A 12,326-nucleotide genomic window follows, 5' to 3' on the forward strand; every position below is an offset into this window, starting at 1 on the left:
TTATGGAAGGCAAGATCGTCACGATCGGCGAGATCCTGGTGGAGATCATGGCCACCACCTTCGGCGACGGCTTTCTGGAGCCGCAACCGCTGATTGGCCCGTTTCCGAGCGGTGCACCGGCGATCTTCATCGACCAGGTCGGCAAGCTCGGCGCCGCCGCAGCGATCGTCTCGGCGGTTGGCGACGATGATTTCGGCACGCTCAATCTCGAACGGCTGAAGCGCGACGGCGTCGACGTCTCGGCGGTGGAGGTGTTGCCGGGCGCCGCTACGGGCAGCGCTTTCGTGCGCTACCGCGCCGATGGCAGCCGCGCCTTCGTCTTCAACATGCGCGACAGCGCGGCGGGTAAGATCGCGGCGACGCTCGCGGCTGAGTCCGTGCTCGGCGGGGCGGCCCATCTCCATGTCATGGGCTCGGGCCTGCCGATGCCCGCGGTGCATGGCATGGTCTCCACGGCCATTCCGGCTCTGAAGGAAAGAGGCGGCAGCGTATCCTTCGACCCCAATATCCGCCCGGAAATGCTGCGCGATCCCGCCGGACGCGCCGCGCTCGATCGTGTCCTTGCCGCCACCGATCTCTTCCTGCCTTCGGGGGAGGAACTGATGATGTTCGCCGGTGCCAGCGAGGAGACGGCCGCCATCGCGGCGCTCCTGCAGACGGGCGTCCGCGAAATCGTGCTGAAACGCGGCAAAGCAGGCGCGAGCCATTTCGATCGGAACGGCCGTACCGACATGCCGGGCTTCGCGGTGGAGGAAGTCGATCCGACCGGGGCCGGCGACAGCTTCGGCGCCACCTTCCTCGTCTGCCGCCGATTTGGCCTCGGCATCGGCGAATCGCTCCGCTATGCCAATGCGGCCGGCGCGCGGACGGTGACGATCAAGGGACCCATGGAGGGAACCTCGACCTTCGCCGAGCTCGACGCCTTCATCGCCGGCGCCACTGTCAGGAGCCCTTGATGTCCGATTTCTTCCTTGATCTGCCCGGGGCGCGCCGCGCCGGTCGCCGAATGGGCATCACCTCGGTCTGCTCGGCCCATCCCGCGGTCATCCGCGCCACCTTCCGCCATGGCAGGATCGGGACGGAGCCCGTGCTGATCGAGGCGACCTGCAATCAGGTCAACCAGGACGGCGGCTACACCGGGATGACGCCGGCCGATTTCCGCCGCTTCGTGCTCGCCATCGCGGCCGAAGAGGGTTTCGACGCCAAACGGATCATCTTTGGTGGCGATCATCTCGGCCCCAACCCCTGGCGCAAGCTTCCGGCCGAAGAGGCGCTGGCGAAGGCCGAGATCATGGTGGCAGCTTTCGTCGCTGCGGGTTTCTCCAAGATCCATCTCGACGCATCCATGGGCTGCCTTGGCGAGCCCGAAGCGCTCGATGACGAGGCCACGGCCCACCGCGCCGCACGCCTTGCCGGCGCGGCCGAAGTGGCGGCGCGCGATGCCGGGCTGCCGCCGCCCGTTTATATCATCGGCACCGAAGTGCCGACGCCAGGCGGCGCGACGCATGCGCTCGACCATCTCGAGCCCACCAGCGCAGCGGCTGCGAAAACGACCATCGCGATTCATCGCGAGGTCTTTACCAAGGCAGGGCTCGAAGCGGCCTTCGCGCGTGCGATTGGCATCGTCGTCCAGCCTGGCGTCGAATTCGGCCATGAAAGCGTCGTGCGCTATCAGCCCGAACGGGCGCGGGCGCTGATCGCAGTTCTGGACGACGAGCCGGATTTTATCTTCGAGGCCCATTCGACCGACTACCAACCCGTCGACCGCCTGGCGGCTTTGGTCGGGGACGGCTTCTCGATCCTGAAGGTCGGGCCTGGCCTCACCTTCGCGCTGCGCGAGGCGCTCTATGGCCTCGATCTCGTCGCGTCCGAGCTCGACCCCACTTATCGGGGAAGACCGCTCGCCGAGGCGATGGAAGCGTTGATGCTGGCCGAGCCCAAGAACTGGCAGAGCCATTACCCGGGCTCGGCGGAGGAGCAGCATCTCCTTCGCCACTACAGCTACAGCGACCGCATCCGCTATTACTGGCCCCATCCGAAGGCCGAGGCAGCCGTCGCGCGGCTGATGGCGGCGCTCGCCGGCAGGACCATTCCCGAGACGCTGGTGTCACAATTCCTGCCGCGCGCCGCCGGCGCCGGCCCGCTGACGGCAGACGGACATGTCTTGTTCGCCGTCGAGCAAGTGCTGGGCGACTACGCTGCCGCCATTCGCGGCTAGCTGCAGCCCTTCGCGGCCATGGCATTGCGGAGCGCCGCCTGTTCGCGCTTCGCCCGGCTGACTTGCGGGCCGGAATTGCGACCGGTGGTGACGCCAGAGCCACCGCCGCCGATCGGCATGTTGATGGTCACGTTGCTTGTCGTGTCGCCCGAGAAGGTTTCCTGCTGCTGGCGCCGTGCCCAGGCGATGTCAGAGGCGGCATTCCGCTCGGCCGCGCTGAGTTCTGCGCAACTCATCTTCTGATAGGCGCTGTCGACGACCGGCGCCGGCACTGTTGCTGCTGTTTGTGCCGGTGGGGGCGTCGTGGAAGCGCAGGCCGCGAGCGGCATCAGGACAGCGGCCAGGAAGGCGTTCTTCATCATCTCGTGTTCCTCCGAGCGTCAATGAGGAGAGATGACCTGCACAACCGCCGGCCGGCAAGTCAAATCCGTCGCGCGCCGGCCGCACCGGGTGGAAATGTGACGGGCTCAGGCCGCGCCGGACCAAGGTCGGGCGAGGCATTTTGGTGTCGGGACATCCGGGCTTCGTCCGCTCAGGCGCCATCCGCTGGCGACGCCGTCGGTTTTTCAATCGCATTCCCTCGTCTCCAGGCCGTCGGCGAGAGCGCGGCCCAGCGGCGGAACGCGCGATCGAAGGCGCTCGGCGTTCCATAGCCGAGGGCGGCCGAGATATCGGAGATGTCGAGGTCAGTCAGGCTGAGCAATTCGCAGGCGATCGCGTAGCGGACCTCCTGCTCGATGGCGCGGAAGCTCGTACCTTCATCCTGCAGGCGGCGATTGAGCGTGCGGACGTGAACGCCGATCTGGCGCGCGATCCGCTCCGCCGAAGCGCCGCCAAGAAGGATGCCGGGCTTCAGGATGTGGCGGACATGCGCCGAGAAACTGAGCGAGCCCATGAGAAGTGCTGACTCGACCATGTTGGCAAGCTGCTGCCGGCGAGCGGGGTCAGAGCCCGGAATCGGCAGGCGCATCGCCTCGCCGGACAGCACGATCGCGGCATGCGGCTGGTTCAGCCGGACCGGGCAGCCCAGGACCGCTTCGTAATGCGCGCGTGGCGCCGTGCCACGGTGGCACAGCAACACTTCGACCGGCCCGGCGCGTGGTCCGGCGAGCCGCCGGATGCTGTTCACCCCCACCGCCATCGCTACGTCATAGATCTGGTCGGCTCCGGGTTCATGCCTCTCATAGATGCCGTAGCCGAGATTGAAGGCATCGCCCTGTGGCATCAGATAGACGACTGCGCCGCGCGAATTGCGATGCTGGTTGCGGACGAAGTCGAGCATGGCCTCGCCCAGGGTCGGCGCATGCTGGATCAACTGGCCGACCACGCCGAGCGAACGGAAATCATGCAGAATGCCGACCTGGAGGCCGATGTCGCGGCAACCGGTGAGCAGCACCGAGCGCTGGATTAGCCGGCAGGCTGCTCTGAACGGGATGATGGCGTTCGGATCCGCCAACTGGGTCGCGTCGACGCCAGTTCCCTCTGCGGCCAGATCCAGCGTAAGGCCGAAACGCCCGAGAATCTCGGCCAGCGAAACAAACGGACCGACCCGCTGCAGTCTCTCGCTCGACATGGCCCTCGCCTGTCAATCAGCACCATGCCGAAGCTGCAGTTTGCAATGACCGACCTCGAAGCGGAAGGTACACTTTTTGGCGGGGATTTAACTTCGTCGAAGGGATGACGATGGAATAGCAGCCTCAAGGCCGTCCAGTCCGCCACCGGCACTCGGGTGCTGAAGCGCGAGGGGGTCGCTTATCAATCGGGCGCCGATGTCGGCGGAAGGCCGGGGACGAATCCCCGGCCTTCGCCGCTTTATTCCACTGCATTCGCTTCGAGATAGCCGCGGTTCATCTCGATGCCGAGGCCGGGCGCCGGATTAAGCTTGAGGCTGCCATTGGAATTGTCGAGCGGAACATCGATGAGGTGGTCGTATTTGGAAAGGTTCCACTCCGACGTCTCAAGCTTGTAAAAATTAGGCACCGTCATCATCACCTGCGCGCCGGCGACGACATTGATCGGGCCGGCGGCATCATGCGGCGACACGGGGATGTAGTAGGCCTCACACAGAGCCGAGATCTTCTTGAGCTCGGTGATGCCGCCCGTCCATGTCACATCCGGCATGATGTAGTCGGCGAGCCGGTTTTCGAGGATCGGGACGAAATCCCATTTGGTATGGCCGCGCTCGCCCCAGGAGATCGCCGCGTTGACCTTGTCGCGGACCTGCTTCAAGGCGTTGACGCTCTCCGGCGGACACGGCTCCTCGAACCAGTCGATGTCGCCCGCTTCCTCCAGTGTCCGGCAAAGTCGGATCGCGGTCGGGACATCGAAACGGCCATGGGCGTCGATCAGCACCTCGATATCGGGTCCGGCAGTCTCGCGGATCAGCGCGGTGAGCTCGGCTGCCTCGCGCTCGTCCTTCCGTGACATCGACCCGTCGAGATAGCCGTCGCGCTGTTCGCGGGAGAGGCCGTCGATGCGCAGGCCCTGATAGTTGAACGGATCGAACTTGAGTGCGGTGTGTCCGGATTTGACGATGTCGCGGATCTCGTTGACGACGCCCTCCTTGGTGGAGAACTTCCGCTGGTCGGGATGGGTGTAGAGCGCGATCTCATCGCGCACCGGGCCGCCGAGCAACTCGTAGATCGGCTTGCCGAGGGCCTTGCCGCGGATGTCCCACAGCGCGATGTCGATCGCGCTGACGCATTCCACGGCGGCCCCGCGGCTGCCCATATAGGTGAAGCCGCGGAACACCTTATGCCAGAGCTGTTCGATCCGGCTCGCATCTTCGCCTTCGAGGATTTTGCCGATCTGGCGCAGCATCGCCGTCAGCGCTCGGTTAGCGATCTTGGTCGTGGTGGTAATCTCGCCCCACCCCGTGATCCCCTCGTCGGTCGTGACCTCCACGAACAGAAACTCACCCCAATAGGACGCGCTCGACTTGATCAGCCAGGGCCGGACACTCGTGATTTTCATGTGATTCCACTTTCCGCTTTTAACCGCGCGGCATTGCGCCCGCGCATTTTCCGGGACCGTGCCGGCTCGGCTCATCGCCAAGGCACGACCGCAGTCCCGCTCCCTTCTCGGCCTCGATGTGGCCCCTCAGATGGATGGCAATGACCGGATGACGGCCAAGCGCCCCGCCGCTGCGGGTCTTGCCCACCGCGCGTGCACTGGCCTCGGTCAGGAATTGTGATGCAGGACGTCCGAAACGTTGCGTGGATTTCGAAATTTAATGTACGATGCAACCGCGTTCACTCGCAATCCTTGATCTGACAACCTGGGCAGCATCAACGGGACACAAAAAGGCGTCGCCAAGCGTCGTGATCCCGCGGGCCTCGGAAAAAAGAATACCGCTGACCCCCAAGGGGAGGCGGAATGGGAGATTTGGAGGAACCCAATGACGAGGTCCAAAGCCGGAACCGCCATGCGCGGCGCCGTTGCCACTGCTTTCATCGCGTCGCTGTTGTCGACGTCCGCGCTCGCAGCGCCGCCCGTCGATCTCAGCAAATGGTCGCCGGATTATGTCAGGGAAGTTGCTGGCACCAAGGAATTCGATACCGCTGCCGACTGCAGCAAGGTTACGCCGCTCGACTATAAGGGCCGCGTCACGCTCTGGTACCAGGGCGTGTTCGAGGGTGATCCTGATGTTCTGAGACAGAACTACAAGGACTTCTTCGCGGCCTTCCGGGCGACCTATCCCAATATCGTGCTTGAAGATCAGGGCATCACGTATAACGACCTGCTCGACAAGTTCCGCACCGCGTTGCTCGGCAACGCCGCGCCGATGGTGGTCCGCCTGCAGATTCTCGGCGGTACTGAGTTCGCGGCAAAGGGTTATCTTCAGCCGTTGAAACCCGAGGATGTTGGCTATTCCAGCGAGGACTTCTGGCCCGGCGCCATGAAGGCCGTTACCTGGGATGGCGTGACCTATGGCATCCCGACCAACAACGAGACGATGGCCTTCATCTGGAACGCCGACATTTTCAAGCGCGCGGGGCTCGACCCCGAAAAGGCGCCGGCGACCTGGGACGAGGTCGTCGCCTATTCCAAGCAGATCCACGACAAGCTCGGTATCTCGGGTTACGGCCTCGTCGCTCGCAAGAACGCCGGCAACACGCCCTATCGCTTCATGCCGCAATTGTGGGCCTATGGCGGCGGGGTCTTCGACGAGGCAACGGCCAGCCCGACCTACAAGGATGTCGAACTTGACAGCCCGCAGAGCAAGGCGGCGCTGCAGGCCTCCTACGACATGTATGTCCGCGACAAGTCCGTGCCCGTGTCTGCGCTCACCAACCAGCAGGCCGACAACCAGCCGCTCTTCCTGGCCGGCCAGCTCGGCATGATGATCTCGCATCCATCCGACTACAATGTGATGCAGGATCTGCAGAAGAAGACGACCGGCAGCGATACGGCTAAGGCGCAGGCGGTCATCGACAACATGCGCTACGGCCTCATTCCGACTGGTCCCGATGGGAAGCGCGCTGCGGTGTTCGGTGGCTCCAACATTCACATCCTCAAGCCGGAATATGTCGACGGCGGCAAGGTGGACGAGCCGGCTGCCAAGGCGCTGATCTGCATGTGGACTAGCCCGGAATGGTCGCTCAAGCTGGCCTGGGTTGGCTCCAACCCCGGCAATCTCAACGGTTTCCTCACCAAATGGATGAAGACCCGTCTCGAGACGACCAAGTTCCTCGATGTCACGACGTCGATGCTGCCCTATGGCGTTCCGTTCCCGGCTCTGCCGGAAACGCCGGAGATCATGAACATTATCATCCCGGACATGCTGCAGAACGCCCTGACCGGCGCCATGACGGTCGACGAGTCGGCGGCGGACGCCGCCAAGAAGGTCAAGGACCTGATGGCCGGCGGCGATCTTTAGCCGCGCTCGCGTACACGATACGGCTGGTCGCGCGTGCCGCGTGACCAGTCCCCTTTCATGAACTCAGGGGCGAGAACCGTGACAGTCGTGACCGGGCAGGGCGAGGCTTTGCGAAAATCCGGGCCCGCCCAACCGGGCAGGCTGCGGACCATCTGGCAGCACCGTGCCGACTATGCCTATGTGCTGCCGGCCATCGTGGTGATGCTGATCGTCATCGCCTACCCAATCTACTATACGATCGATCTGTCATTCTTCAAGACACCCCCGGCGCTACAGCTTCGTGACAAGGTTTTTGTCGGTCTTGATAATTACAGGATAATCCTCACCAGTGATGTCTTCTGGAGGGTTACCTGGAATACGGTGATCTGGACCGTCTCATCGACCATTTTTGCCTTCGGCCTCGGCTTCGGCGCCGCCTTGGCTCTGCACAACGACTTCATTGGCCGCGGTGTGTTGCGTGCTATCCTGATCATCCCCTGGGTGATCAGTGCCGTTGCAGCGTCTTATATCTGGAAGTGGATCTATCACTCGGATTTCGGCGTCATCGGTGCCGTTCTGGTGGAACTCCACATCACCGATCGTCCGCCGAATTTCATCGACAACGTCAATACGGTGCTGCCGTCGTTGATCGTCGTGAATGTCTGGCGTGAGTTTCCTTTCGCCATGATCATGATGATGGCCGGATTGCAGACAGTCCCGGACCAGCTGTTGCGCGCCGCGCGGGTCGATGGCGCCAGCGCCTGGCAGCGCTTCTGGCATGTCACCTTTCCCCATCTCAGCAATGTCTCGACGGTGACCATCCTTCTGCTGGCGGTGGCGAACTTCAATTCCTTTGTCATCCCCTGGATCATGACCGGGGGCGGGCCGTCCAACGCGTCGCATATCTGGATCACGCATATCTACGAGCTGGCGTTCGGACGGCAGCGCTGGGGAGTCGCTTCGGCCTATTCGGTCCTCCTGTTCCTCATCCTGATGACGCTCGGCTATTTCTACGTGCGCGCGCTCAGCGGCAACGAACGGAAGGATCGCTCCGAATGAGCACGATCGGAGCCACCGGGACGAAGCCGCGTCGGAACCGCCCAAAAGTCGATGGCTGGCGCTGGGCGGGCCGCATCTTCCTCGTGCTGATGCTGCTCTATACCGCCGTGCCGATGGTCTGGATGCTGATCACGTCCATCAAATCGGGCTTCGCGGCGATGCAGTTTCCGCCGCAATGGTGGCCGGCCGAGCCGACGCTCGCGAGCTACCGGAAGCTGCTCGACCCGCAAAACAGCGTCGGACAGGATTTCCTGCGCTTCTTCTGGAACAGCCTGATCGTCTCGACCCTGACGACGATCCTCGCGGTGATCGTCGCGGTGCCTGCCGCCTATGCGTTCTCCCGCTTCAGTTTTCCAGGCCGGAAATTCCTGTTTTTCGCCGTTTTGCTGCGCAACATGTTCCCGGCCGTGATCTTCCTCGTCCCGCTCTTCATCTTGATGCGCGTGCTGGGTCTGGTGAACACTCACGGCTCGCTGGTGCTGACCTATCTGACCTTCGGCCTGCCGCTCGCCATCTGGCTGCTCAAGGGATTCTACGACAACATCCCGATCCAGCTCGAACAAGCGGCGCGCATCGATGGCGCGACAAGGTTCCAGGCTTTCATGCTGATCGTCATGCCGCTGTCGGTGCCGGGCATCATCGCGACGGCGATCTACAGCTTCATCGCGGCCTGGAACGAGTACATTTACGCCTATACGTTTCTCAGCAAGAACGATCAGCTGACCTTGCCGGTCGGTATCCAGCGCTTCTTCTCCGAAAACACCACCGATTTCCCGGGATTGATGGCGGCCAGCTTCATGATGAGCGTGCCGGTGGTTGTCCTTTTCCTTGTTCTCCAACGCTATTTCGTCCGCGCGCTCACTGAAGGCGCTGTGAAGCACTAGGAGTTGCCGATGGCCCACGTGGTCCTCAAAGATCTCGTCAAGACCTACGGCACCTTCAACGCCGTCAATCATGTCTCGCTGACCGTCAATGACGGCGAGTTTGTCGCGCTGGTTGGGCCGTCGGGCTGCGGCAAGACCACGACGCTCAACCTCGTCGCCGGCCTGATTCCGATCACTTCGGGCGAGATCGCGATTGGCGATCGGGTCGTCAACGACCTCGATCCCAAGGATCGCGACATCGCGATGGTGTTCCAGAACTACGCGCTCTATCCGCAGAAGTCGGTCTACAAGAACCTCGCTTTCCCCCTGCAGATGCGGAAGCTGCCGCGCGAGGAGATCGACCGGAAGGTCAGGGAAGCGGCCCAAGTTCTCGACATGACGCATCTGCTCGAGCGCAAGCCGCGTGAATTGTCGGGCGGTCAGCAGCAGCGCGTCGCCCTCGGCCGCGCCCTCGTCCGCGATCCGGCGGTCTTCCTGATGGATGAGCCGCTTTCCAATCTCGACGCCAAGCTCAGGGTGCAGATGCGCTCCGAGATCAAGCGCTTCCATCAGGATCTCAAGGCGACGATCATCTATGTGACGCATGACCAGCTTGAGGCCGTCACCATGGCCGACCGGATGGCCGTGATGAATGGCGGCTTCCTGCAGCAATATGATTCGCCGGCGCAGGTCTTCGCGCATCCGGTGAACATGTTCGTCGCGAGCTTCATCGGCAGTCCGGCGATGAGCCTCGTGCCTCTCGAAGCGTCCAAAGCCGACGGCCAGACCGTGCTGACCAGCGCCGAGGGATGGGCGCTGCCATTGTCGGACCGCAACGCAAGGAAGGTCGAGGCTGCGACCAGCCGCAAGGTCGTGCTGGGTGCGCGCCACTCGACCATCAGGCTGCACAAGTCGCCGGTCCCGGGCGCGGTGCCGGCCAAAGCCTATACCGTCGAACCGACGGGCGATGTGACCTTCGTGCAGGCCTTCGTGGCTGCCGCGATCGTCAATATCAGCGTTCCGCCGACTGTCCCGGTCGCTCCCGACGAGCCGATCTGGCTCGAATTCGATCAGGAGCGCATCCACCTGTTCGACGGCGAGACGGAAATGGCTCTCAACGCCGACTGAGCGGCGAGGAGCATCACGGCGGTTCGTGGTGGGTGGTCGCCAATAATTAGCTGGCATAGCGACGAACCATGGCCCCCTGGGGCGGGTCAGGCCTGTCTATGACCGCTCGACGCCCGATACGACGCGCGGTGATCACCGTTGTCTCGGGCGTTGGTCCGCCATTTCACCGCAAGGCCAATTTCCCTGACCAATTCAAAGGGCCGCCCGCGCTGCGCGCGGACGCGCGCCGCCTAACCGTGCGCGGCGTCATCCGCCGCGCCGACCGCGCCAATGGGCAGGCGGGAGCGCCAACACGGCGTTGACTCGATATCACCGCGCGATTACAGTTCAAATAGAAAAACAAGAAGTTCAAATAAGAACTGGACTGCGTGCTTGGGAGGCGTAGCGATGATGCTCCGTTGGAGTTGGGCCGCACCGCGACTGGCGCTGGCGCCAGCTGTCGTCGTGACCCTGATCGGCTTTGTCGGATCGATCGCCTGGACGATCTATCAGTCCTTCACGCAGAGCCGCCGGTTCCCGGAATACAAAATCGATTCGGCGCGCTGGCTGTCGCAATATGAGCGGCTGTTCGCCAACGAGACATGGTGGACGGCGCTTCAGAACCTGCTGATCCTGGCCATCGGCAGCGCGCTCGCGATCGTTTTCGGCTTCATCCTCGCCGCGCTGATCGAGAGGGAGAAGTTCGGCGAAGGCTTGTTCCGGACCGTGCTGCTCTACCCGCTCGCGGTGTCGCTGATCGTCACCGGGCTGGTCTGGCGCTGGATGTTCAATCCCTCGCTCGGCATCGAGGCCTTCCTGCGCGGGCACGGCTTTGAGAATGCCAGCTTCAACTGGCTCGCCGCCCCGCAGACGGCCATGTACGGCATCATCCTCGCCTCGATCTGGCACGGGCTCGGCTTCTACATGGCGCTGATGCTGGCCGGGCTGAAGTCGATCAATACCGAGATCTGGAGCGCGGCACGGCTCGACGGGGTCGGCGTCGGGCGACTCTATATCGAGATCATCATCCCGATGATGCGCTTCACCTTCCTGACCTGCGCGATCCTGTTGTCGCTCGGCGTCGTCAAGGCGTACGACATCGTCGTTGCGATGACCAATGGCGGCCCCGGCACCTCGACCTGGACGCCGGCCTATTTCGCCATCAACGCCTATTCGACCCGCAGCAATATCGGCTTCGCCTCGGCGGCGGCCGTCATCATGCTGCTGATCACGCTCGCCATCTTCCTGCCCCTGGTCGCTGCCACCGCGTGGCAGGCCCGACGCCGCGAGGCTGCCCGCGGATGACCGCCATCTCCGAAGTCCCGGCGCAGCCGGGCCGCGCCGCCATCCTGATCCCGCGCCGCCGTCGGCGCATCAAGGGCTCGTCGATCGCGATCTTCGCATTCCTGACGATGGTGTCGCTGTTTGTCGCCATTCCGCTCTACGTCGTCATCGTCACGTCGTTCAAGCCGATCGGAGAGATCACGCTCGGCCAGATCTTCGACCTGCCGGTGCATTGGACCATCCAGCCTTGGATGAAGGCCTGGAACGAGCTGTGCACGGGCCTTGCCTGCGATGGCATCAAGCAGGGCTTCTTCAATTCGGTGATGATCCTGTTCCCCAGCCTCGTCCTGTCGATCGCGATCTCGTCGATCACCGGCTATGCGCTGGCTTTGTGGAACGTGCGCTGGGCCGACGGCTTCCTGTTCGTCCTGTTCATCTGCGCATTCGTGCCGTTCCAGATCATCATGATCCCGCTCATCATCGTGGTCGCGAGCCTCGGCATCTTCGGAACGGTGTGGGCGATCGCGCTCGTGCATGCGGTCCTGTCGATGCCGCTGCTGACGCTGATCTTCCGTAATTTCTACAAGGACATCCCCCGCGAGCTCATCAACGCCGCCATCATGGATTCCGGCAGCTTCTGGAAGATCTTTTGGGAGATCGTCCTGCCGATGTCGGGCAACATCATGGTCGTCGTCCTGATCCTGATGATCACGACCGTGTGGAACGACTATCTGGTTGGTCTTACCTTCGGCGGAATCTCGACAAAACCGATGACCGTCATCCTGGCCAACTCGGTGATAACCTCGCGCGGTGAGGCGATCTACAACGTGAACATGGCTGCCGCGCTGCTGACGGCCGTGCCGCCGCTCGTCGTCTATTTCGCGCTGGGACGCTTCTTCGTCCAGGGCATCACCTCGGGCGCCATCAAGGGATAAGC

At 63.1% G+C, this 12,326-nt stretch carries 11 protein-coding genes; 8 read left to right on the top strand and 3 right to left on the bottom strand.

Annotation, left to right across the window (positions count from 1 at the left end; translation table 11 throughout):
- Window positions 1-2: 2 nt before the first annotated feature.
- Both BUB39_RS13120 and BUB39_RS13125 read left to right on the top strand, forming a co-directional pair.
- Window positions 3-956 carry a tagatose kinase gene (locus BUB39_RS13120; RefSeq protein ID WP_073053909.1) on the top strand — a complete coding sequence of 318 codons (954 nt, stop codon included), beginning with the start codon at window positions 3-5 and terminating at the stop codon, window positions 954-956.
- Window positions 956-2,218: a D-tagatose-bisphosphate aldolase, class II, non-catalytic subunit gene (locus BUB39_RS13125; RefSeq protein WP_073053911.1), complete on the top strand. Its 1,263-nt coding sequence runs from the start codon at window positions 956-958 to the stop codon at window positions 2,216-2,218. Before BUB39_RS13120 ends, BUB39_RS13125 begins: the two co-directional genes overlap by 1 nt.
- Here the strand turns inward: BUB39_RS13125 and BUB39_RS13130 are convergent.
- The 3 genes from BUB39_RS13130 to BUB39_RS13140 all read right to left on the bottom strand — a co-directional run bounded on the left by BUB39_RS13130 (window position 2,215) and on the right by BUB39_RS13140 (window position 5,191).
- Window positions 2,215-2,580, bottom strand: a complete 366-nt coding sequence (locus BUB39_RS13130) for a hypothetical protein (protein ID WP_073053913.1) — start codon at window positions 2,578-2,580, stop codon at window positions 2,215-2,217. The two genes, BUB39_RS13125 and BUB39_RS13130, sit on opposite strands and share 4 nt — an antisense overlap.
- 170 nt (window positions 2,581-2,750) lie before the next feature.
- A complete protein-coding gene (locus BUB39_RS13135; RefSeq protein ID WP_073053915.1) occupies window positions 2,751-3,791 on the bottom strand; it encodes an AraC family transcriptional regulator in 1,041 nt (346 codons plus the stop codon).
- Window positions 3,792-4,030: 239 nt separating this feature from the next.
- The gene (locus BUB39_RS13140; RefSeq protein ID WP_073053917.1) at window positions 4,031-5,191 is read right to left on the bottom strand and encodes a mandelate racemase/muconate lactonizing enzyme family protein; all 1,161 of its coding nucleotides are present in this window, start codon (window positions 5,189-5,191) and stop codon (window positions 4,031-4,033) included.
- A gap of 424 nt (window positions 5,192-5,615) precedes the next feature.
- Here BUB39_RS13140 and BUB39_RS13145 point away from each other — a divergent pair, with 424 nt between their 5' ends.
- From BUB39_RS13145 to BUB39_RS13170, 6 genes are all read left to right on the top strand, one after another.
- On the top strand, window positions 5,616-7,097 hold the full coding sequence (locus BUB39_RS13145; RefSeq protein WP_073053919.1) for an ABC transporter substrate-binding protein: 1,482 nt from the start codon (window positions 5,616-5,618) through the stop codon (window positions 7,095-7,097).
- A 78-nt stretch (window positions 7,098-7,175) separates the two neighbouring features.
- Entirely contained in the window at window positions 7,176-8,135 is a 960-nt protein-coding gene (locus BUB39_RS13150) for a carbohydrate ABC transporter permease (protein WP_073053921.1), read from the top strand.
- Complete coding sequence (locus BUB39_RS13155) at window positions 8,132-9,019, top strand: carbohydrate ABC transporter permease (protein WP_073053923.1); 888 nt, start codon at window positions 8,132-8,134, stop codon at window positions 9,017-9,019. Before BUB39_RS13150 ends, BUB39_RS13155 begins: the two co-directional genes overlap by 4 nt.
- 9 nt (window positions 9,020-9,028) lie before the next feature.
- On the top strand, window positions 9,029-10,126 hold the full coding sequence (locus BUB39_RS13160) for an ABC transporter ATP-binding protein (protein WP_073053925.1): 1,098 nt from the start codon (window positions 9,029-9,031) through the stop codon (window positions 10,124-10,126).
- A gap of 387 nt (window positions 10,127-10,513) precedes the next feature.
- Window positions 10,514-11,410 (top strand): carbohydrate ABC transporter permease, encoded by an 897-nt coding sequence (locus BUB39_RS13165; RefSeq protein ID WP_073053927.1) that lies wholly within the window; start codon window positions 10,514-10,516, stop codon window positions 11,408-11,410.
- Window positions 11,407-12,324: a carbohydrate ABC transporter permease gene (locus BUB39_RS13170; RefSeq protein WP_073053929.1), complete on the top strand. Its 918-nt coding sequence runs from the start codon at window positions 11,407-11,409 to the stop codon at window positions 12,322-12,324. The genes BUB39_RS13165 and BUB39_RS13170 overlap by 4 nt, the downstream gene beginning before the upstream one ends.
- The last annotated feature ends 2 nt before the right edge of the window (window positions 12,325-12,326 follow it).

This window comes from Kaistia soli DSM 19436, from assembly GCF_900129325.1.
GTDB classification, from domain to species: domain Bacteria; phylum Pseudomonadota; class Alphaproteobacteria; order Rhizobiales; family Kaistiaceae; genus Kaistia; species Kaistia soli.

Bases quoted from the DNA above. Each gene is read 5' to 3' on its own strand.
- BUB39_RS13140 (WP_073053917.1), bottom strand. From the start codon at position 5,191: ATGAAAATCACGAGTGTCCGGCCCTGGCTGATCAAGTCGAGCGCGTCC.
- BUB39_RS13170 (WP_073053929.1), top strand. From the start codon at position 11,407: ATGACCGCCATCTCCGAAGTCCCGGCGCAGCCGGGCCGCGCCGCCATC.
- BUB39_RS13135 (WP_073053915.1), bottom strand. From the start codon at position 3,791: ATGTCGAGCGAGAGACTGCAGCGGGTCGGTCCGTTTGTTTCGCTGGCC.
- BUB39_RS13145 (WP_073053919.1), top strand. From the start codon at position 5,616: ATGACGAGGTCCAAAGCCGGAACCGCCATGCGCGGCGCCGTTGCCACT.
- BUB39_RS13130 (WP_073053913.1), bottom strand. From the start codon at position 2,580: ATGATGAAGAACGCCTTCCTGGCCGCTGTCCTGATGCCGCTCGCGGCC.
- BUB39_RS13165 (WP_073053927.1), top strand. From the start codon at position 10,514: ATGATGCTCCGTTGGAGTTGGGCCGCACCGCGACTGGCGCTGGCGCCA.
- BUB39_RS13125 (WP_073053911.1), top strand. From the start codon at position 956: ATGTCCGATTTCTTCCTTGATCTGCCCGGGGCGCGCCGCGCCGGTCGC.
- BUB39_RS13160 (WP_073053925.1), top strand. From the start codon at position 9,029: ATGGCCCACGTGGTCCTCAAAGATCTCGTCAAGACCTACGGCACCTTC.
- BUB39_RS13120 (WP_073053909.1), top strand. From the start codon at position 3: ATGGAAGGCAAGATCGTCACGATCGGCGAGATCCTGGTGGAGATCATG.
- BUB39_RS13155 (WP_073053923.1), top strand. From the start codon at position 8,132: ATGAGCACGATCGGAGCCACCGGGACGAAGCCGCGTCGGAACCGCCCA.